This is a genomic window from Streptomyces sp. NPDC030021, from assembly GCF_055574035.1.
In genome coordinates, this window is sequence record NZ_JBVIAH010000025.1 from 24,027 (window position 1) to 44,366 (window position 20,340).

15 protein-coding genes and 1 pseudogene are annotated in these 20,340 nt (G+C 74.0%); 11 read left to right on the forward strand and 5 right to left on the reverse strand.

The features are described from left to right. The first annotated feature begins 61 nt into the window (after nt 1–61). Nucleotides 62–1,000 carry an alpha/beta fold hydrolase gene (locus tag ACZ4YL_RS35125; RefSeq protein ID WP_468121957.1) on the forward strand — a complete coding sequence of 313 codons (939 nt, stop codon included), beginning with the start codon at nt 62–64 and terminating at the stop codon, nt 998–1,000. Here the strand turns inward: ACZ4YL_RS35125 and ACZ4YL_RS35130 are convergent. Then, on the reverse strand, nt 988–2,022 hold the full coding sequence (locus tag ACZ4YL_RS35130) for a MerR family transcriptional regulator (protein ID WP_468121958.1): 1,035 nt from the start codon (nt 2,020–2,022) through the stop codon (nt 988–990). The genes ACZ4YL_RS35125 and ACZ4YL_RS35130 overlap by 13 nt on opposite strands. Before the next feature lie 261 nt (nt 2,023–2,283). On the opposite strand from ACZ4YL_RS35130, the pseudogene ACZ4YL_RS35135 reads away from it, so the two are divergent. The 6 genes and pseudogenes from ACZ4YL_RS35135 to ACZ4YL_RS35160 form a co-directional block, all read left to right on the forward strand. Then, a pseudogene (locus ACZ4YL_RS35135) lies at nt 2,284–2,865 on the forward strand (sigma-70 family RNA polymerase sigma factor); the annotation flags it as partial. Between the two features lie 164 nt (nt 2,866–3,029). Beyond that, a complete protein-coding gene (locus ACZ4YL_RS35140) occupies nt 3,030–4,286 on the forward strand; it encodes an NAD(P)/FAD-dependent oxidoreductase (protein ID WP_468121959.1) in 1,257 nt (418 codons plus the stop codon). After that, nucleotides 4,283–5,047 carry a DUF1365 domain-containing protein gene (locus ACZ4YL_RS35145; RefSeq protein WP_468121961.1) on the forward strand — a complete coding sequence of 255 codons (765 nt, stop codon included), beginning with the start codon at nt 4,283–4,285 and terminating at the stop codon, nt 5,045–5,047. The genes ACZ4YL_RS35140 and ACZ4YL_RS35145 overlap by 4 nt, the downstream gene beginning before the upstream one ends. Next, nucleotides 5,044–6,342 (forward strand): class I SAM-dependent methyltransferase, encoded by a 1,299-nt coding sequence (locus tag ACZ4YL_RS35150; RefSeq protein ID WP_468121962.1) that lies wholly within the window; start codon nt 5,044–5,046, stop codon nt 6,340–6,342. The genes ACZ4YL_RS35145 and ACZ4YL_RS35150 overlap by 4 nt, the downstream gene beginning before the upstream one ends. Beyond that, a complete protein-coding gene (locus ACZ4YL_RS35155; RefSeq protein WP_468121963.1) occupies nt 6,339–7,187 on the forward strand; it encodes a DUF1295 domain-containing protein in 849 nt (282 codons plus the stop codon). Before ACZ4YL_RS35150 ends, ACZ4YL_RS35155 begins: the two co-directional genes overlap by 4 nt. Beyond that, the gene (locus tag ACZ4YL_RS35160) at nt 7,184–7,843 is read left to right on the forward strand and encodes an alpha/beta fold hydrolase (RefSeq protein WP_468121965.1); all 660 of its coding nucleotides are present in this window, start codon (nt 7,184–7,186) and stop codon (nt 7,841–7,843) included. The genes ACZ4YL_RS35155 and ACZ4YL_RS35160 overlap by 4 nt, the downstream gene beginning before the upstream one ends. Before the next feature lie 37 nt (nt 7,844–7,880). Here the strand turns inward: ACZ4YL_RS35160 and ACZ4YL_RS35165 are convergent, their stop codons facing one another. Continuing rightward, entirely contained in the window at nt 7,881–8,648 is a 768-nt protein-coding gene (locus ACZ4YL_RS35165; protein ID WP_468121966.1) for a hypothetical protein, read from the reverse strand. Between the two features lie 289 nt (nt 8,649–8,937). On the opposite strand from ACZ4YL_RS35165, the gene ACZ4YL_RS35170 reads away from it, so the two are divergent. From ACZ4YL_RS35170 to ACZ4YL_RS35185, 4 genes are all read left to right on the forward strand, one after another. After that, nucleotides 8,938–10,506, forward strand: coding sequence for a molybdopterin-dependent oxidoreductase (locus ACZ4YL_RS35170; protein ID WP_468121967.1), 1,569 nt, complete (start codon nt 8,938–8,940; stop codon nt 10,504–10,506). Nucleotides 10,507–10,769: 263 nt separating this feature from the next. Next, the gene (locus ACZ4YL_RS35175; RefSeq protein WP_468121969.1) at nt 10,770–11,897 is read left to right on the forward strand and encodes a sensor histidine kinase; all 1,128 of its coding nucleotides are present in this window, start codon (nt 10,770–10,772) and stop codon (nt 11,895–11,897) included. Further along, nucleotides 11,885–12,559 carry a response regulator gene (locus ACZ4YL_RS35180; protein WP_468121970.1) on the forward strand — a complete coding sequence of 225 codons (675 nt, stop codon included), beginning with the start codon at nt 11,885–11,887 and terminating at the stop codon, nt 12,557–12,559. Before ACZ4YL_RS35175 ends, ACZ4YL_RS35180 begins: the two co-directional genes overlap by 13 nt. 107 nt (nt 12,560–12,666) lie before the next feature. Continuing rightward, nucleotides 12,667–15,627, forward strand: coding sequence for a helix-turn-helix transcriptional regulator (locus ACZ4YL_RS35185; protein WP_468121972.1), 2,961 nt, complete (start codon nt 12,667–12,669; stop codon nt 15,625–15,627). 14 nt (nt 15,628–15,641) lie between these two features. Here ACZ4YL_RS35185 and ACZ4YL_RS35190 read toward each other — a convergent pair whose 3' ends face one another. The 3 genes from ACZ4YL_RS35190 to ACZ4YL_RS35200 all read right to left on the reverse strand — a co-directional run bounded on the left by ACZ4YL_RS35190 (nt 15,642) and on the right by ACZ4YL_RS35200 (nt 20,124). After that, nucleotides 15,642–17,201 carry an ATP-binding cassette domain-containing protein gene (locus ACZ4YL_RS35190; protein ID WP_468121974.1) on the reverse strand — a complete coding sequence of 520 codons (1,560 nt, stop codon included), beginning with the start codon at nt 17,199–17,201 and terminating at the stop codon, nt 15,642–15,644. Further along, a complete protein-coding gene (gene lanKC, locus ACZ4YL_RS35195) occupies nt 17,198–19,885 on the reverse strand; it encodes a class III lanthionine synthetase LanKC (RefSeq protein ID WP_468121975.1) in 2,688 nt (895 codons plus the stop codon). The genes ACZ4YL_RS35190 and lanKC overlap by 4 nt, the downstream gene beginning before the upstream one ends. A gap of 113 nt (nt 19,886–19,998) precedes the next feature. Next, nucleotides 19,999–20,124, reverse strand: a complete 126-nt coding sequence (locus ACZ4YL_RS35200) for a class III lanthipeptide (RefSeq protein ID WP_266388495.1) — start codon at nt 20,122–20,124, stop codon at nt 19,999–20,001. Between the last annotated feature and the right edge of the window lie 216 nt (nt 20,125–20,340).

The following is a 20,340-nucleotide window of genomic DNA, read 5'->3' on the forward strand; positions in this document are numbered from 1 at the left end:
CAAGGACGGCCCGTGACCCCACCGGCTGTCGGCGGTCACCGGCCGGTGCCAGACTGGACGGGTGTTCGGAAGACGCCTGGTCCGGGCCCGCCGCGTGTCCGCCGCCGCTGTCACCCTCGCCGTCTCGCTCGCGCTGTGCGCGGGGGCGGCGCCCGCGGTGGCCCGGGACGACGGGGACGGTCCGGCCCGCCCGGTGGACATCGGTGGCGGCCGCCGCGTGCTGCTGGACTGCCGCGGATCCGGGTCCCCGACGGTCGTGCTCGTGTCCGGTGCCGGGGGCGCGTCGGACGAGTGGACGCACATCGCGGACGCCGCGCGTCCGGAGGCCGGCCTGAAGCCCGGTCCGTCGGCGGTGCTCCCGCAGGCCGCCCGGTTCACGCGGGTGTGCGCCTACGACCGTCCCGGTACGACCCGCCTGGACGGTACGCCGAACGGCTCGACGCCGGTCACCCAGCCCACCACGGCGGCAGCGGGCGTCAGGGACCTGCGGGCGGCGCTCGCCGCGGCCGGTGAGCACCCGCCGTACGTACTGGTCGGCGCCTCGTGGGGAGCGATGATCGCCTCGCTGTTCGCGCGGACCGAACCGGCGCGGGCCGCCGGGGTGGTGACCGTCGACGGCGCCTCCCCGTTCCTGAAGGACACCCTGACACCGGCCCAGTGGTCGGCGTGGATGGACAAGATCCGGGCCACGGACCCCGGGAAGGGCCTCGAAAAGCCCGACTACCCCGCCGCCGTACGGGAGCTGCGGGAGGCGCCGGCCCTGCCGCGCGGCCTGCCCGCCGTCGTGCTCACCTCCGACCACCCGTGGGACCTCTCGGTCGGAGGCGGATCGACCTGGCCGGCCTGGCTGGCCGCCCAGCGGCGCCTGGCCGAGGACCTGCGGGCCCGGCACGTCACCGACACCGACAGCGGCCACGGCATCGCCGTCGAGCAGCCGCGACTCGTCGTGCGGGCGATCCGCGACGTGGTCGAGCAGGCCCGTGCCGGTCAGGAGCGCTGAGCGGCCGCACCGCCTGCTCCCGCTGCGGTCGTAGCCGCCTCGCTCAGTCCGCGCAGCAGGCCCAGTGCCTCCCGCAGCCCGCCGGGGCGCAGCATGCCCGGGGCGGGTACGGGCCCCGCCCAGCCGGGGCCCGCCAGGAGGACCCTGGTTCGGGCCCGGGCGCCCTTGACCCCCCAGGTGGTGTCGGCGACGTGCCGGGCCAGGGCGTGGTGCGCGGTGGAGCGGGCCTGGGCCCACAGCACGACCGCGACCGGCCCCGTCCGGCGCACGGCCTGGTCGAGCGCCTCTGGCGGCACCGCTGCCCCGAACATCCGGGCGGGCAGGCCCAGTTCGGCGAGACCGGCGGCGAGCGCCTCCAGGGGGAGCGTGTGCTGCTCGCCGGGTACGCAGGCCAGCAGGATCGGGGGAGCGCTCGCCCGGGGCCCGGACAGCGCCCCGATGCTCACGCGGCGCAGCGCGGTCGAGACGTGCCAGGAGAGCAGGTGCTCGACCTCGACGTACTGGTCGCCCGAGGTCTCCCACTTGCGCCCCACGGCGTGCAGGGTCGGCACCATCACCTCCTCCCAGGTGGTGACCAGGCCGTACTTGCCGATCAGGGAGCCGAGCATCTCGTCCATGGTCGGTGAATCGAGGCGCACGGCGGCCCGGCCCAGCCCCCGGCACTCCTGGCGTACGTCGCCGAGCGGCAGGCCGTTGCCCGATCCCGGCTGACGGGCCGGTGCGGCGGGGGCGGAAGCGGGCGCGGTGGACGCTGGCCCGGCCCGGGCGGCACGCGCCGCCTCCGCGGGCGCCACCCCCGAAGCGGTCAGGCGGCACATCTCCTGCAGGACGGCGATGTCCCCGGCGGTCCACCGCCGGTGCCTGCCGTCCTCGCGGGCGGCCGGCCCGATGCCGTACCGCCGGTCCCAGGAACGCAGTGTCGTCGGCGCGACCCCCAGCCGGCGTGCCACGGCTCCGGTGGTGACACCGTGCGCGGGCTCGGCGGGCTCGGCAGCCTCGCCGGGCTGTGCGGGCTCGTTCATGGATCCATCATGCGACGCACAATCGATGCGAGTGGAATCGATGCGCGGGCGGGTCGGAATCTGGACGGGAACCTTTCCCGGCCCCTAGGGGGGTGTCTTGCCGATCAGGCCGGGCTCGCGGCGCCCGGCACGGCGCCTCGCCGCGTTGTCCTCGGTCGGCGACGCTCCGCGTCGCCTCCCTCGTCCGCCTTGCGATACACGGCACCGGACCCCGCTCGCTGATCCGGCCCGATCGACAAGACACCCCCAGGAGCAGTCGCCATGAGCGCACAGAGCGTCACCGTCCGGCCGACCCCCGCGATCGCGGCCCGGGAGCAGCTCCTCGACCACGAGGTCGCCGAGGGTTTCGTACGCGGCGACGAGCGGTGCCTGAGCGCCGCGTACCGGCGCTGGGGCGGGCTCGTCCTCGCCCTGGCGGCCCGTACCCTCGGCGATTCCAGGGAGGCCGAGGACGTCAGCCAGCAGGTCTTCCTGGCCGCCTGGCAGGGCCGCGCCAACTACCGGCCGGAGCGCGGGACGTTCCCGGGCTGGCTGGTCGGCATCACCCGGCGGAAGATCGCCGACGCACTCACGGCCCGTACCCGCCGGTTCGTCCTGGTCGCCGCGGCCGGCGCCGCCCTGCCGCCCACGGGCGAGCCGGTGGCGGGCCCGGAAACCGTCCTGGACCGCGTGCTCGTCACCGGCGAACTGGCGAAACTGCCCCGCGCACAGCGGGAGGTGCTGGCCATGGCCTTCTACGCGGACCTCACCCAGGCCCAGATCGCCGAGCGCACCGGACTGCCGCTCGGCACCGTCAAGAGCCACGCCCGCCGGGGGCTGCACCGGATGCGCCACCGCCTCGGCGGCGAGGCGCGCGGTGGCGGCAGCGCTGGTGGCGGTGGTGGAGCCGGCCGGTCCCCGGCAGCCGTCGAAACAAGATCCCATCCGCCGGCCGTCCGGCACCGAAGTACCCGTGAAACGCCCGGCACCGGCCGTGCGGGGCAGGCGAGCGCGAGGGGTTGAGTGACGTGGACCGGAGGAGAGTCGCCGTGGTGGGCGGGGGCGTGGCCGGGCTGACGGCCGCCCACATCCTGCAACGCACTTACGACGTGGTGCTGTACGAGGCGGACGACCGCCTCGGAGGCCACGCCCACACCCATGAACTGCCCACCGAGGACGCGGGAACGGTCCACGTGGACAGCGGATTCATCGTGCACAACGAGCGCACCTACCCGCACCTGCTGCGGCTGTTCCGCGAACTCGGCGTCACCACCCAGGAATCCGAGATGAGCATGTCCGTACGGTGCGACGGCTGCGGCCTGGAGTACGCGGGCGCCCGGGGCGCGGCCGGACTGCTCGGCGGAGGCAACCTGCTGCGCGGCCGCCACCTGCGCATGCTCACCGAGGTCCCGCGCTTCCACCGCGCCGCCCGGCAGCTGCTCGCCTCCCCGGACAGCGGTCAGACCCTGGGGGAGTTCCTCGACCGGCGCGGCTTCTCCCGTTACTTCGTCGGCCACTTCGCCATCCCGCTCGTCGCGGCCGTCTGGTCGTGCGCACCGGACACCGCCCTCCAGTACCCCGCCCGGTACCTCTTCCGCTTCCTGGCCCACCACGGACTGCTGTCCGTCAAGGGATCCCCGCAGTGGCGTACGGTCACGGGCGGTTCGGCGAGCTACGTGGCCAAGGCCGCCAAGCACCTGACCTCCGTCCGCACCTCGACCCCGGTCCGGGCCGTCGTGCGCGCCGCCGACCACGCGCGGGTGCTCACCCCGGACGGCGACTCGACCCCGTACGCGGCCGTGGTCGTCGCCGTCCACCCCGACCAGGCGCTGCGCCTGCTGGCCGATCCGACCGAGGACGAGATCCGGATCCTCGGCGCGTTCACGTACTCCCGCAATCCCACCGTGCTGCACCGCGACACCTCGCTGCTGCCCCGCTCCGCGCACGCGCGCGCCTCCTGGAACTACTGGCTCCCCTCCTGCTCGGCCCGGCCCGAGACCGTCCAGGTCAGCTATGACATGAACCGGCTCCAGCGGCTGCCGACCGCCGAGCCGCACATCGTCACCCTCAACGCCCGCGGCCGGGTCGACCCCTTCGACGTGATCGCCCGCATGGTGTACGAACACCCCGTCTACACCCCGCAGTCCGTCGCCGCGCAGCAGGAACTGCCCCGGCTGAACACGCCGGTGACCGCCTTCGCCGGCGCCTACCACGGCTGGGGCTTCCACGAGGACGGCTGCCTGTCCGGCGTCGCCGCGGCCGAGGCCCTGGGGGTGAGGTGGTGAGCGGCACCTCCGCGGGGCGGGCCGTCCCGCCCCGCGTACCGGCCCTGTACGAGTGCACGGTGGCCCACGCCCGCACCACCCCCGTCCGCCACGCCTTCCAGCAGCGCACCTACCTGTGGCTCATCGACATCGACGAGCCGCCCCGCATACCCCGGGCGCTGCGCCCGCTGGCCCGGTTCGACCCCCGGGACCACTTCGGCGGCCGGGCACCCACCCTGCGCGCGGGCCTGGAGGCGCAGCTGTCCGCCCACGGGGTGAAGAACGCGGACGGGCGCGTCCTGATGCTCTCCCACGCCCGGGTCCTCGGGCACGTCTTCAACCCGCTGACCCTCTACTGGTGCCACGACCGCGCCGGTACCCCGGTCTGCGTCGTCGCCGAGGTCCACAACACCTACGGCGAGCGCCACTGCTACCTGCTGCGCCCCGGCGCCGACGGACTGACCGACGTCCCCAAGGACTTCTACGTCTCGCCGTTCTTCGCGGTCGAGGGCTTCTACCGGATGCGGCTGCCCGTCCCCGGCGACCGACTCGACCTGACCGTGCAGCTGCGCCAAGACGACGGGACCTGCCCCTTCACCGCGACCGTGACGGGCCGCCACCGCCCGGCCGGTGCCCGCGCCCTGATCGGCGCCGCCCTGCGCCACCCCTGGTCCACCGCCCGGGTCTCCGCCGGCATCCGCTTCCACGGCATCCGCCTCTTCCTCCGCGGCCTCCCGGTCCGCCCCCGTCCCGTCCGTCCCACGCAGGAAGGCACCCTGTGACCGTCTCGTACATCCCGGCCCGCGAGAGCGCGCTCGCACCCGTCGACCCGGCGCGCTGGCCCGACGTGGCCCGGCCGCCCCGCGCCTCGGCCCTGCGTACCGCCGTCGCCGAGCGGATCATCGGCCGGGCCCTCGCCCGGCTCCCGCTGCGGGTCCGGCACGGGGGCGGAGAGCCGCCCGCCTACCAGGTCCCCCGGCAGGCGGGAGCGCTGCCCACCCTCACGCTCCACGACCCCGAGGCCTTCCACCGCCGGATCGGCGCGGACGGCCTGATCGGCTTCGGAGAGTCGTACATGGCCGGGGAATGGGACAGCGACGACCTGGTGGGCGCACTGACCGTGCTCGCCACCCACGTCGACGACCTGGTGCCGGCGCCGCTGCGCCGACTGCGCGAAGCCTGGGTACGCGGGCGCCCGGAGCAGCAGCGCAACACCCCCGAGGGGGCACGGGAGAACATCCACCGCCACTACGACCTGTCCAACGAACTGTTCACCCTGTTCCTCGACCGGAGCATGAGCTACTCCTCGGCGGTCTTCGCAGCCTTCCCCGCCTCACCCGCCACCTTCACCGCCGCCCAGCACCGCAAGATCGACCGGCTCCTCGACCTCGCGGACGTCGGACCGGGCACCCGGGTGCTGGAGATCGGCACCGGCTGGGGAGAGCTGGCGATCAGGGCCGCCTCCCGGGGCGCCGAGGTGCTGACCGTGACGCTCTCCGCCGAGCAGCGCGACCTGGCCCGGGAACGCATCGCCGCGGCCGGCCTCGGCGACCGCGTCACCGTCGAACTGCGCGACTACCGGCACGTCGAAGGCACCTTCGACGCCGTCGTCAGCGTGGAGATGATCGAAGCGGTCGGCGCCGAGTACTGGGCCACCTACTTCGCCGCCCTGCGCCGGCTCCTCGCCCCCGGCGGCCGCGTCGCCATCCAGGCCATCACCATGCCGCACGAGCGCATGCTCCTCACCGCCCGCACACACACCTGGATCAGCAAGTACATCTTCCCCGGCGGCCTCATCCCCTCCCGTGATGCGATCGCCCGGGCGAGCGCGGCGGCCGGGCTGAGCACCGTGGCGGACGACGGCTTCGGCGACCACTACGCGGAAACGCTGCGGCTGTGGCGCGAGGAGTTCGACCGCCGGGCCGACTCCGTCGCCGCCCTCGGCTTCGACCGCACCTTCCACCGCATGTGGGAGCTCTACCTCGCCTACTCCGAGGCCGGATTCCGCTCGCGCTACCTGGACGTACGGCAACTCCTGCTCACCGCCGACCGGCACGGGCCACAGGAGCCCCGATGACCGTCGAGACCCAGGCCCAGGCCCTGTCCGCCGGCGTCGACTGGGGCGGGCTGTCCCTGAACCTGGCCGCCGCGGCCGGCGTCGCGTTCACCGTCATGCTGGTCACCTTCGCCGTGGCCGCAGCCAAGGGCCTGCACCGGATCGTCGACATCGCCTGGGGAGTCGCCTTCGCCGCGGTGGCGCTCACCAGCTGGCTGCTGTCGAACGGGTACGGCGACGGCGGACGGCGTCTCGCGGTCGCCGCGGCGACCATCGTGTGGGGACTGCGCCTGGCCCTCCACATCGCCGGGCGCGGCCGGGGGCACGGCGAGGACCCGCGCTACGCCCGCATGCTCGCCCGGGCGCCGGGCAGCACCCGGCTCTACGCCCTGCGCAAGGTATACCTCCTCCAGGGCGCGCTGGTCTGGCTCGTCTCGCTGCCCGTACAGGCCGCGTCGTACGTGCCCGTTCCGCTCGGGCCGCTTGCCGCCGCCGGCCTGCTGCTCTGGGCGGCCGGCCTGCTCTTCGAGGCGGTCGGCGACCTCCAGCTGGCCCGCTTCAGGGAACGCCCCGAGCACCGGGGAACGATCATGGACCGCGGTCTGTGGAGCTGGACGCGGCACCCCAACTACTTCGGTGACTTCCTCGTCTGGTGGGGTCTTTATCTGCTGGCCTGCGCGACCTGGCAGACTGCGGCACTCACCCTGGTGTCACCGCTGGTGATGAGCGCGCTGCTGATCTGGGGCAGCGGCAAGAGACTGTTGGAGGCGCACATGGCGGACCGGCCCGGCTACGCCGCCTATGCCGCCCGCACCAGCGGGTTCTTCCCGCGCCCGCCGCGCCGCACAGGCCGGGAGGCGGGGTGACGGCCGGGATCGAGCGGGACACGGAGGCCACCGGCGAGGGCCGCGCCCTCGTGCTCCGTACGTCCCCCGCGACACCGGCGGCCGCGGTCCTGCTGCTGCACGGAGGGCGCGAGGAGGGGCCGGAGCCGCCGCCCCGGGTCAACCTGCCCGCGCTGCGGATGCGGCCCTTCGCGGCCGCCGTCGTCCGCGCGACGCGCGGGCGCGACGTCCTGGTGGCGGAGGTGCGCTACCGGCACCGCGGCTGGAACGGCTCCCGCTGCGACGCCGCCCGGGACGCGGAGGCGGCCCTCGCGCGGCTGCGGGGACTCGCCGGGGACGTACCGGTGGTCCTGGTCGGCCATTCGATGGGCGGCCGGGCCGCGCTGCGGGCGGCCGGCGCGCCCCTGGTGCACGGCGTGGTGGCCCTCGCCCCCTGGTGTCCGCCGGGCGAACCGGTGGACCACCTCGCGGGCCGCCGGCTCTACCTGCTGCACGACGAGGAGGACCGGGTCACCTCGGCCGCCGGGTCCTGGGAGTTCGTCCGCCGGTCCCGGCTCGCGGGCGCCGACGCCACCGCCATCCCGATGTCCACGGGCGGCCACGCGATGCTCCGCGGCGCGGGCGCCTGGCACCGGCGCACCGCGGCGCTCGTCACCAGCCTGGTCACCCGGGACTGAGGCCCCCCACGACATCCCCTGGGCCGAAAGAGACGGCCTAGCCGCCCACAAGCGGGTTCGGCCCACTACGCCGCCGCCGGATGCTCACCACCACCGCTGCGACCAGCAGCAACCCCAGCGCGCCGGCGAGGACGAGCGAACCCGACCCGCCGGGGTTCGCGCCGAAGAACACCAACGGCAGTCCGGCCAGCAGGACGGCCGGCGCGGTGCGCAGCCGCGTGAACGCCTGCCGCCCTGCCAGGAGCAGCCCGCCGGCCACCGGTACGGCGAACTTCGATTCAGGGAGCGGGTACGACAGGGGGAGCATCAGCAACGTGCCGGTCATCACCGCCGTCCACGCCAGCACTGCGACGACCCCGGCCCGCGTACGGGTCCGGGGAGCCGGGCGCAGATCGGGCGGGCACAGCAACGCCACCAGCGCCAGGACGAGCAGCGGAATGCCGAACTGCAGGGCCGCCGCGACGAGATCGGTGCCCAGCCGGCCCACATAGATCGCGATACCCGCGACGACGCCCGTCAACGCGGTCCAGGTACCTGCCGTCCATCGCCCGGCAAGGGCGAGGAACGCCCCGAGCACCGAAACGAGGTGGGCCGCCATCAGTTGCGGAAAGACGTCACCGAATCCGAATCCGCCGCTGATCGTGACGACGGCCGCGCACATCCTGGCCCAGCTCATCGCGGCCGCCCCGACCGCGATGACGGCGAACGGTGCCACCGCCGCCAGTAGCTGCCCGGCGCGCCCCGCGGAGCCCAGCCCGAGTCGCAGGCGCAGCGCGTGCCCGGCGACGTCGACGGCCTCAAGCATCCGGGCCCGCCCACTCGCCCCGCGTGTGGCCTCGCGATTGTGGCGACCGTCCAGCCGTCGATACCCTCCACTGCCCGCTCCAGCAGGGCCCGGGCCGGCGGCGCCGAGCACCCCGCAGCCCGGTACCCGGCCAGCACCCGTTCCTCGAACCCGCCCCGCCACTCGGCCCGGTCGGCCACGACCCGCATCCCGTTCATCCGCCCACCCGTCGAACTTTCCGGCGGCCGGCAGGACGCCCCCGGGGGGTGAACGACCAATCCGGCGGCGGCAGCGCTGCGAAGTCACCGGTGTGAGCATCGACAAGGCAGTCATCGAGCGGGGAGCGGCGGCCGCGCTGGCCGGGCTGGTGTCCGGCTACGCGGCCCTGGCACTGGCGGAACTGGCCGCGGCCGGGATCCGGCCCGAGGCCGGTCCGGTCACCGCCATCGGGGGAGCGGCCATCGACCGCACACCGGCCGGGGTCAAGGACTGGGCGATCCGCACCTTCGGGGCCGACGACAAACTCGTCCTGCAGCTCGGGATCCTCGCCGTGACGGCCCTCCTCGCGATGACCCTCGGCCTGCTCGCCCTGCGCAGGCGGCGGACCGCGGCGGCCGGCGTGTTCCTCTTCGGCCTGGTGGGAGCCGTGGCCGCGCTGAACCGGCCGGACTCGGACGGGTTCGCCGACGCCCTGCCGTCCCTCGCCGGCGGCCTGGCCGGGGCCGCCGCGCTCTTCGTACTGACCGGACCGCTCGTGGCCGCCCCACCCCCGAGGGGCGAGAGCGCCGGCTGGAGCCGCCGCCGCTTCCTGCTGCTCACGGGGGCCGCCGCCGCGCTCGGCAGCGGGGCGGCGGCCGCCAGCCGGGCCCTGACCTCGTCGCACTCCGGCGACGCGATCGCCTCCCGGGCGGCCGTGGTCCTGCCGGCCCCCGCGTCACCGGCGCCGGACCTGCCCCCGGGCGCGGCCCTGCGCGTACCGGGGATCAGCCCCTTCACGACGCCGAACAAGGACTTCTACCGCGTCGACACCGCGCTGGTCGTCCCCCGGGTCCCGGCCGGGGCGTGGCGGCTGCGGATCCACGGGAAGGGCGTGCGCCGCGAGCTGAACCTCTCCTTCGAGGACCTGCTCGCCCGCCCGCTCATCGAGCGGGACATCACCTTGACCTGCGTCTCCAACGAGGTCGGCGGACCGTACGCGGGCAACGCCAGGTGGCTCGGCGCCCGCCTCGGCGACCTGCTCGCGGAGGCCGGCGTACGGCCCCCGTCGCAGGGCGGACCCGCCGACCAGCTGGTGGCCCGCTCCGTCGACGGCATGACACTGGGCACTCCGGTCGAGGACGTCATGGACGGCCGGGACGCCCTGCTCGCGGTCGGGATGAACGGGGAGCCGCTCCCGCTCGCCCACGGCTTTCCGGTGCGGATGGTCGTCCCCGGCCTGTACGGGTACGTGTCGGCCTGCAAGTGGATCGAGGACATCGAGCTCACCACCTTCGACGCCTACGACCCGTACTGGGTCAAGCGCGCGTGGGCCGCGCGGGCACCGGTCAAGACCCAGGCGCGCATCGACACCCCCAAGCCCTTCGCGCGCCCCGCCACCGGCACGGTGATGGTGGCCGGTGTCGCCTGGGCCCAGCACCGCGGCATCGACCGCGTCGAGATCCAGGTCGACGACGGACCGTGGCAGGAGACCGATCTCGCCACCGAGGACACCCGCGACACCTGGCGCCAGTGGTCCTACTCCTGGCAGGCCACGTCCGGTACGCACACCCTCACCGTCCGCGCCACCGACCGGACGGGCGAGACCCAGACGGAACTGCGCACCCCGACCGTCCCCGACGGGGCCAGTGGCAGGCATTCCGTCGTCGTCATGGCCGGATAGGCGCCGGACCGGCGCCGGACGGCCGTCTGACGGCCGTCTGACGGGCGCGGGACCGGCTCCGCACGGGTGTCGGGAACACCTTTCCGGCCGACCTGTGGTGCCACCTCGGCCAAGCCGTGAGCAGGCCGGTACGCGCCTATTTGACGTGCACCTGCTAGGGCAAAATGGCAGATGTCACGGGCAAATCGGTACGGGAGGGTGTGGTCTTGGCGTTGCTGTCCTTACCGGTACGGCGCATACGGGCACTACGGGGAAAGGGCGGGGTGGGATCGGGCCTGCAACGCGCCCAGGCCTTCCTGATCGTGGCCACCCTCCTGTACCGGGCGAGCCATCTGACGGTGGGCGCCCTCGCCGTCGCCCAGCGCCGGTCGGAACTCCCCCTGCAGTACGCGGGATTCGCCGCCGCGCTCGGACTGAGCGTGCTGACCTACGGCGCCGCCCTGCGGCGCGGCTGGTTCGACCGGCGGCACATCTGGGCGGACGTCCTGGTCACCGGCTGCTTACTGCCCCTGGTCCTCTGCACCTGGGGCGGAGTGCGCGAGCCGCCCACGATCGCGTGGGCCATGCTGCTCGGCGGGTCCGCGAGCGCCGTCGCGGCCATCTCCCTCGAACGGCTCCACGCCCTCACCGTCATCGCCCTGCTCATGGTCACCCACTTCATCGGCTACCAGGCGGTGGGCGCGAGCCCCGCCGTCGTTCTCGGCCATCTCAACTCGATCGTGTCCTCGGCCGTGATGACCTGGCTCTTCCGCTGGTACCTGCTCCGCCAGGGCCGCCTCCTCGACGAGGCCAACGCCCGCGCGGTGGCCGCCGAGGCCCACAAGGCGCGCTACGCCGAGCGGCTGGAACACCACCGGGTGCTGCACGACACCGTCCTCGCCACCCTGACCACCCTGGCCTCCGGCTCGGTCGACGCCAACGCCCCCGAGGTGCGCCAGCGCTGCGCGCGCGAGGCCGCGTACCTGCGCCGGCTGATCCAGCAGACCGCCGCGGAGGTCCACCACCGGGAGATCGGCGCGGCCCTGGAGGAGGCGGTCGGCTCCGTCGAGAGCCTCCAACTGCGGGTCACCGCCCAGTACCACGACCTGCCGCAGGTGCCCCCCGAGGTCGCCGCCGCGCTGGGGGACGCCGTCCGCGAGGCCCTGAACAACGTACGGCGCCACGCGGGCACCGGACACGCCTACCTCACCGCCACCAGGGACCCGGACGCACGCGGGGGAGCCGTCGTCACCGTGGTCGACCGGGGGCCCGGATTCGACCCCGAGCGGTGCGAGCCCGGCCTCGGCCTGCGCGGCTCGGTCCACGGCCGGATGGCGGAGGTGGGCGGCCGGGCGACCGTGGACACCGCCCCCGGCGAGGGCGTACGGGTGGAGCTGAGATGGCCCGGGTGATCACCGTTTCCGTGGTCGACGACGACCGGATGCTCCTCGACGGCCTGCGGGCCTGGCTCGGCGGCGTCCCGGAGCTGCGGCTCGTGGCGACCGCCGCCACCGTCGGGGAGCTCCTCGGCGCACCGGACGCGCAACGTCCGTACGGCTTCGTGGCGACGGGCCACTCCCCGCCCGACATCGTCCTCCTCGATCTCGTCCTGCGCGACGGCTCCGCCCCCGCCGACAACATCCGGCGGCTGCTGCGGACCGGCAGCCGCGTCCTGATGATCAGCACGGTGCCCGACCGCTCCCGGATCATCGAGGCCATCCGGGCCGGCGCCGACGGCTACCTGACCAAGGACCACGACCTGCCCACCCTGGTCGCCGCCATCAAGGACCTGGCCTCGGGCCAGGGCGCCCTCTCCGCGGAACTCGCCTTCGCCTGCGCGTACGACGACAGCCCGGCACGCCCCCGCCTCTCGCCCCGGGAACGACAGATCCTCCTCGACTACGCCTCCGGACTGACCCTGAAATCCGCCGCCCGGCGCGCCGGCATCACCGTCCACACCGCCAAGGACTACCTGGACCGGGTCAAGGCCAAGTACCAGCAGGCGGGCCGCCCCACCCACACCAAACTCGACCTGGCCCGACGGGTACGCGAGGACAGTCTCGACGCGGGCTGACCACCCGCACAAGCCCCCCAAACGGACGGCTACAGGGGGCACACGCACCGTCCCTATCGTCATCCCCGGCGGCGCCTCGGACGGCCCGCCGGAAAGGGGACGAGCCGGTGTCCATCTTCTGGCCGGCGCTGCCGGAGGACTGTACCGCCGCGGGCCCGGGCGGCGGCCCGCACCCGAGGCGAGGGGAACTCGTCGGCCGCGGAACCGAGATGGGGCAGATCATGCTCGCGCTGGCGGCCGCCCGGTCCGGTCGCGGCACGGCACTCTTCGTCACCGGCGAGCCCGGTGTCGGCAAGACCCGGCTCGCCACCGAAGCCCTCGCCATGGCCGCCGAGACGAACATGGTCACGGTACGGGGGAGGGCCAGCGCGGTCGGCTCCCCCGTCCCCTACCGGCCGCTGGTCGAGGCGCTGCTCCTGCTGTCCCGGGCCGGCCTGCTGCCCGACCCGGAGGAACTCGGCCGCTACGGGCCGGTTCTGGCCCGGCTGCTGACCGGCGCCCGGAACACGGACGCCGAGGCCGCCCCGCACCTCGTGGTCGCCGAAACCATGCTGCGCCTGCTCACCGTCGTCGGGGAACGGCAGGGCTGCCTGCTCGTCCTCGACGACCTGCACGACGCCGACGCCGGAACACTGGCGGTCGTCGAATACCTCCTCGACAACATCGGGCACCAGCCGGCCGTACTCCTCCTCGTCACCGGATGCGTACCCGTCGCGGCGGCCGAACTCGCCACGCGGGCCCGCCAGCGCGGAGCCGCCGCGGTGCTCGACCTCGCCCCCCTCAGCCGCCCCGACGTGCACCTGCTCATCGCGGCCGAGCTGCGCGTCCCCCCGGCCGAGGTCTGCCCCGACCTCGTCCACCGCGCGGTCGACAGCAGCGCCGGAATCCCCTTCGTCGTCAAGGAGCTCGTCCACGACCTCACCGGCCGCCCCGCCCGCCACGACCGCCGCGACCCCGGGACGCCGTCCGTCCCGCCCACCGTCGCGGACAACGTCAGGCGCCAGGCCGGGCGGCTCGGCCCGCTCGGCGTGGAACTCCTCGGAATGGCGTCCCTGTTCGGCCGGCGCTTCGCACTGCCCGTACTGGAGCGCGCCATCGGCCGCGACCACGCCGAACTCTCCGCGGCCCTGCGTGCCGCGGTCGCCTCGTACCTGATCACGCCGGACGGGCCGGGCGCCCAGTGGTACGCCTTCCGCTACCCGCTGGCGGCCGAGGCCCTGCGGGACGACCTCGGCCCGGGGGAGCGGGCCGGATACGTACGGCGGGCCGCGCGCGCCCTCACCGATCTCCACCCCGGACTGCCGGGAACGTGGTGCGAGCACGCCGCCCGGCTGCACGAGCACGCCGGCGACACCCCCGAGGCCATCCGCCTCTACTCCGAGGCGGCCGGGCGGGCGGCGGGCGAGGGCGCGGTGGACCGGGCGGTGGAGCTGCTCACCCGGGCCCACCGGCTCGTCGAACCGGGTACCGCGCCCGAACTGCACGCCACGGTGCTGGAGCGGCTGCTGGACGCCGTCGCCCGCTCGGCGCGGTTCGACCGTCTGCCCGCGCCCGCCGCAGTCCTGTCCACCCTCGGCGGCGACGGCGGCGAGCACGGCATCCCCGCCCAGCGGCGCGCCGGACTCCACGCCCGCCTCAGCGACATCGCCATCCTGACGGGCCGCCCCGCGGAAGCCCTGTGGCACCTCGACATCGCCCGCGCACTGCTCGGAAGCCACCCGGCCGACCAGTACGCCGCCCTCGTGGACCTCTCCGCCGTGCACGTGGAACTGAGCCGGCTCGCCCCCGACCGGCTGCGCACCGCCACCCGGTACGCCCACCGGGCCCTGGAAGCCGCCCAGCGCGTCGACCTGCCCGACGTGGCCTGCAGGGCCCTGCTGCTGCTCGGGCAGCTGGCCCGGGAACAGGACGAGCCGGCGGCCGCGGCCCACTTCCGGCGGGCGCGCGCCATCGCCCTCGCCCGCCGGCTCCCCGTCCCGCGCATGGCCGCCGACGTGCACCTGGCCGTCGTCTCCGCGAGCCACGACGGCCGGCCCACCCGGATCGAACAGGCCCGGCAGGAGGCCCTGAGCATGGGCCTGCTGCCCCTGGCCCACGAAACCGGCTTCGTCCTCGCGCTGGACCGGATCCAGCACGGCCGGTTCGACGAGGCCCGGGACCGGATCCGGGAGGCCGCCGCCGATGCCTCACGCCTCGGACTGGGCCGCCCCCTGGCCCTGCTGCGGCTCGCCGAGGCCGTACGGTACGCCCACCAGGGGCGCCGCGCCGAGATGCGCGGAGCGCTGGAGCGACTGGCCCCGCTGCTGGACGCGGCGCCCGGCGTACGCGCGATGTCCTACGGGCTGGCGCGGGCGTTCTGCTCGCTGCTGGAGGAGCGGCACGAGGCCGCCGGGCAGGAGTTCGCGCAGGCCCTCGCCTACGACGCGGAGAATCCCGCGATGGGCGAGTTCGGCAAGCACGGCATCATCCTGCTCCTCGGCGTACTGGCCGGCCGCATGGGCCGGCGCCACCACGCCGAGGTCACACGGGCGAGCGCCGGCGCCACCCGCTGGAACCACCAGTTCACCGGCCTGGCGCACGCCGTGCTGCTCGGCCGCGAGGGCCGCCCCGACGAGGCGACGGCCGCCGCGGGCAAGGCCCTGGAGGCGGCCGAACCCTTCCCCATGGCACGCAGGCTGTGTCTGCGCCTCGTCGCGCAGTCGGCGTACGACAACGGCTGGGGCACGCCGGTCGAGTGGCTCCGCGAGGCGGAGGAGTACTTCCACGACGCCGGACTCCAGGCGGTCGCCGGAGCCAGCCGGGCCCTGCTGCGCGGGATGGGAGCGTCGGTCCGGCAACGCCGCACGGGCACCGAGCGGGTGCCGCCGGCCCTGCGCCGCTGCGGGATCACCGTCCGCGAGTTCGAGGTGGCCCGGCTGGTCGCCGAACGCATCAGCAACAAGGACATCGCCGGCCGGCTGCACATCTCGCTGCGCACCGTCGAGAAACACGTGGCGAGCCTCCTGCAGAAGACCGGCCACCCGAACCGGACGGCCTTCGCCACCGCCACCCGCGACCTGGTGGCCTGAGGGTGTCCTGCCGATCAGGACAGACGGGCCAGCGGGTGTCCGGCCGTCAGGGTCACCACGCGGTCGAAGCGGCCGTCGAGGTCCTCGTCCCCGTGGTGCACCACCAGCAGCGCGCGCCCGGCGGTCCGCTCGCGCAGCAGCCGGAACACCAGCTCCCTGCCGTGGTCGTCGAGGTTCGCGAACGGTTCGTCGGCGAGGTACACGTCCGCGTCCTCGCACAGGAGAGCGGCGACCCCGGCGCGCTGGCGCTGGCCCGAGGACAGCTCCGAGGGCAGCTGGTCGGCCGCCGCGGCCAGGTCCAGCGCGGCGCGCAGCCGCTCGTCGGGGACGAGGTCGCGCACCGGCAGCGGCGGCAGGTTCACCGGCGCGGTCAGGCTAGCGACCCGGGGCGGCAGGGTGACCGACCCGGCGTCGGGGGCGAGCGTCCCGGAGATGATGTGCAGCAGCGTGGTCTTCCCGCAGCCGTTGGGACCGCGCAGCAGCACGTGCTCGCCGGCGCGCAGCTCGAAGGCGTCGAACGAGACCCCGGCCACGCCGCTCTCCCCGGCCCCGTCCCCGTCGGCGCCGCCGTACACGACACGGGCTCCGCGGACCCGTACCAGCGCCCCCTCGTCGTGGTACGGGGTCTCCCGGGCCTCCCGCAGGGACTCGATCCGTTCGAGTACGGCGGTGCTCCGGCGGGCCTGCGGAATCATGTTGATGAGGTCGAACATCCCGGTCACCGCCCGCCACAGCGAGTTGACGAAGGCGAGGAAGCTGCCGAAGGACATCCGGCCGGAGAAGACGAAGAAGGCCCCGACGATCATCGAAGCGGTGTCCGACAGGTTCATCACCAGGTCGCTGAGGGTCCGCTGGCGCTGCGCCAGCCGGAAGTTGACGAAGGTGATGCCGAGGAAGCCGCGCAGCGCGTCCTGGTTCGCGCGGCGCGTCCCCGGCAGCAGCGACGGCAGACCGCGCAGGGCGGGGAAGGCCTCCAGGGTCCGGGTCAGCGTGTTGACGTACCGGGCCTCCGCCTCGCGTTCGGGACCGGTGTTCTCCTCGATCCGCCTGCCGAGCCGGTTGCTCACGAACACCAGCGGCGGCACGATCACCAGCAGGACGAGGCTGGCCTGCCAGGACAGGTACAGCAGCACCCCGAGGAAGACGACCGAGGTGACCGCCTGCCGTGCGATGCGCAGGGACACGTCGACGGCGGGCAGCACCCCCTGGGCCACGTCGTTGTGGATGCGGCTGACGTACGAGGCGTTGCCCGCCCGCGACACCTTCCGGCCGTCCAGGCCGAGGGCGCGGGCCAGCAGCTCCGTCTCCAGCACCAGCGTGAACGCGTTCTCGAACCGCTTGCGCCGGCAGGCGATCCAGTACCCCGTGAGGTTGAGGGTCAGCCCGAGCGCGAGGTAGGTGAGGCCGAGGAAGAGGAAGCGCCGCAGGTCGGCGGTCAGGATCGCCTCGTCGAACAGGGCCTTGAGCAGCAGCGGGTGCAGCAGCGCCTCCAGCCCGCTCGTGGTGACCTCGGCGACGAGGATCACCACGAAGGGGGCCCGGTGCCCCCGCAGCGTGCGCCAGAGCTGCCTCACCGCCCGACCTCGTCCAGCAGGAAGTCGGCCGGGCCGCCCCGGTTCACCCGGTGGAGCACCCGCAGCAGGCCCGCCGATCCGGTCAGATAGTCGGTGGAGCAGCGCAGCAGCCCCTCACCGGGCAATCCCAGCAGGGGCGGCCGGCCCTCGGCGCGGGGCAGCCCGAAACGTTCCGCGGGCTCGAAGAGGAAGACCTTCCGGATGAAGTCGAGCTGGCGCAGCGCCGTGTCGCGGTACGACCGGTCGCCGGTGAACTCGGCCGCGTCCAGCAGCGCGTCGGCGACCCCGGCCATGCCGTAGGCGTAGCCCGGCATCACCGAGTACCGGACGTCCAGCCCGCGCAGGACGGTCCGGGCCGCGTCCGTGTCCCCGTAGCGCAGCAGCACCTTCAGCACGCCCGCGGAGCCGACCTCGACGTACGGCTCCATCGTCCCCTCGTGCTCGAACATGAGCGGGCCGCCGTCGTCGTCGATGGGCTTGGCGTGGGCCATCTCCCAGGCGAGCGCCTCCCTCCCGAGCCGCAGGCAGCGCGCCTCGCCCGTGATCTGGTGCATGCGCAGCAGGAACATCGCGACGCCGGCCTGCCCGAAGCCCAGGCCGGTCAGCGGCTCCTTCGCGGTGAACTCGTTGAGCCAGTGGGCCTGCCCGCCGTCCCGCTGCGCCGTCTCGTACAGGGCCTGCGCGCACTCCTGCGCCGCGGCGAGGTCGCGGGGGTCGTGGCCGCGCAGGAAGAAGCGCAGGTTCGTCATGCCGACCCCGGAGAGGCCGTAGTAGAAGGTGTGGTCGCCCTTCTCCACCGCCCGCTCGCCGGCCAGGGTCAGCAGCTCCCTGGCCGGTATGCCGAGCCCGAGGGAGTCGGCCGCCCAGGCGATGCCGGACAGGCCGTTCATGAGACCGTCCGGGTAGCGGGCCGGATCGATGTCCGCCAGCCTGCGGCTCAGCCAGGCACGCCACTCGGGCCGGACCGGGACACCGCTGGCGTGCAGCGCCCACAGGACGCCGCTCGCCCCGAAGCCCAGGCTCAGCGGGTTGGTGACGTGCGCGAAGGGGTCCACGGGGAAGAGCGTGTCGCGGCCGGTGTCGGCGCTCGCTTCGACGAACGCGGCCACCCCGGCCTCCGTCTGCGCCAGGGCGAGCCGCTCCTCGACGACCGGGCGCGACGGCAGGGCCTCGACCGCGTCGAGCAGGCCGGCCTCGTCCTCCAGGGCCTTCAGCAGGCCGGTGAGGTCGATCCGGTCCCGGGCCAGGTCGGTGATCAGTCGGTGCACCCGCTCCGGCCAGCCCAGTCCCTCGGTGATGAAGATCCGGTACAGATCGAGGACGTCCTCGCGCAGGTACGACATGGCGGCGATCGGGAAGATGAAGTACGCCATGGTCGACGCGAGGGCGTACCGGTCGCCCTCCGGCCCGTACGCCTTGAAACGGTTGCGGGAGAGGCTGAACCCCGGGGTGTAGAGCTCGACCGGCTTCGCCAGAGCGGCGTCACCGCTCTCGGCCAGCCGGCAGGCCTCCAGGTCGACGACGGTCACCTCGTAGGTGTCCGGGTCGATGAGCAGGTTCGCGGCGGTGAAGTCGGTGAGGATCACGCCGCGGTCGTGGGCGGCCTGGATCGCGCGGGCCAGCCCGCGGAAGACGGCGAGGAAGATCCGCAGGTACTCCCGCGACCGCTCGATATCGAACCCCGGCCGCGCCAGCGGGTTGCGCTCCAGCAGTACCGAGCGGATGTCGGAACTGTCGACGAACTCCTCCGCGATGTAGTGGTGTTCCCAGTGCCGGAACTTCGCGATCGGCGCCGGGTACGAGCCCGCGTCGGCCAGCCGGTTCAGGAACATCCACTCGCGGCCCAGGATGTCCACGGCGTCGTGGTCCTGCCGCGGGTTGATGTTGGTGTGCGGGCGGGCCTCCTTGAGCAGCACCGGGCGGTCGCCGTCCGCGGTGTCCTCGGCCGTGTACACGCCGCCGCTGTTGGAGAACTGGATCGCGCCGGTCACCCGGAAGCGGCCCCCGAGCAGGCCGTCGTCCCCCTCGTCCTCGTCGGCGGGCCGCCAGTCGTCGAACGGCCAGGGCACCCAGGAGGGGTGCGCGTGGCCCGGGCGCCGGTCGTCGGGGACGGGTCCGTCCGGTCCGAGGATCCGCGGCAGCCTGCGGCCGAGGACGTCGACGGTGTGGGTGTCGAGGAACTGGCCGTAGCGGAAGTAGAGGGCCTTGTTGTCCCGGTACCGCAGGTCCGACAGGACGTAGGCGCCCTCGACGCCCTTCAGGAGGCGGGCGAGGTCCGCCAGGCACGTGCGGAACTCGTCGTCGTCGCGCGGGTAGACCGTGACGAGCTTGCCGCCGCTGCCCCGGGAGATGGCCTTGGAGTTGAGCATCTCGAAGACGTTGAGATCGAGAGCGATCTTGAAATCGATCTCGCGTTCCGTCAGGTGGCCGATCACCGAAGCGGCGACCTCCCGTACGTGGCGGTGGCTCGACGAGACGTGGATCTTCCAGCCCTGCGCCGGCAGGTCCTCGTTGTGCCGGAAGCTCCACCAGATACCGCTGCGGACGAATCGGGCCCGCACCCCCTCGTCGAACGCGGCGAGGAAGTGGTCCGCGTTCGGCTCGTAGAAGACGTCGAGCGGGTCAAAGAACAGTGTGTCGTTCCACGCGAAGAGGAAGCGGTAGACCCAGCGTTCGTTGCGCATGTCAGCCTCTGTGATCGTCCGAGGGGCCGCCGGCAGCAGCGGCTGCGGCAGCGGCCGTCGGGAACGGTGGGTCCGTGCGGGGGCGCGCCGAGCCCACGCACGGACCCGGTGGGTCAGTTCGGGTTCTGCGGCTCGCGCGGAGACTTGCAGCAGTCGCTGCTGCTGCTCGTCAGGCTGATGGTGGCGGCAGCACTGGGCGTGACGCGGGCCTCCATGTTCTGAAGCTTGAGGACGCTCATCCGGATCACCTCCTCGAAGGTCGGGTGCGCGGTTCGCGCTGATGTGGATTCCTGGCCGGCCGATCGGCAGGTCCGACTCAACGCCATCCGCTCCACCCGCACATGGGCGGTGGCCCCGCATAATCTCCGCCCGCGCCCCCCACCGGAATGCCGTCCGGCACGGGGCGGAATGGTGGTGGTCCGCACGCTCCAGCCGACGGCACCCGGTGTGGTAGA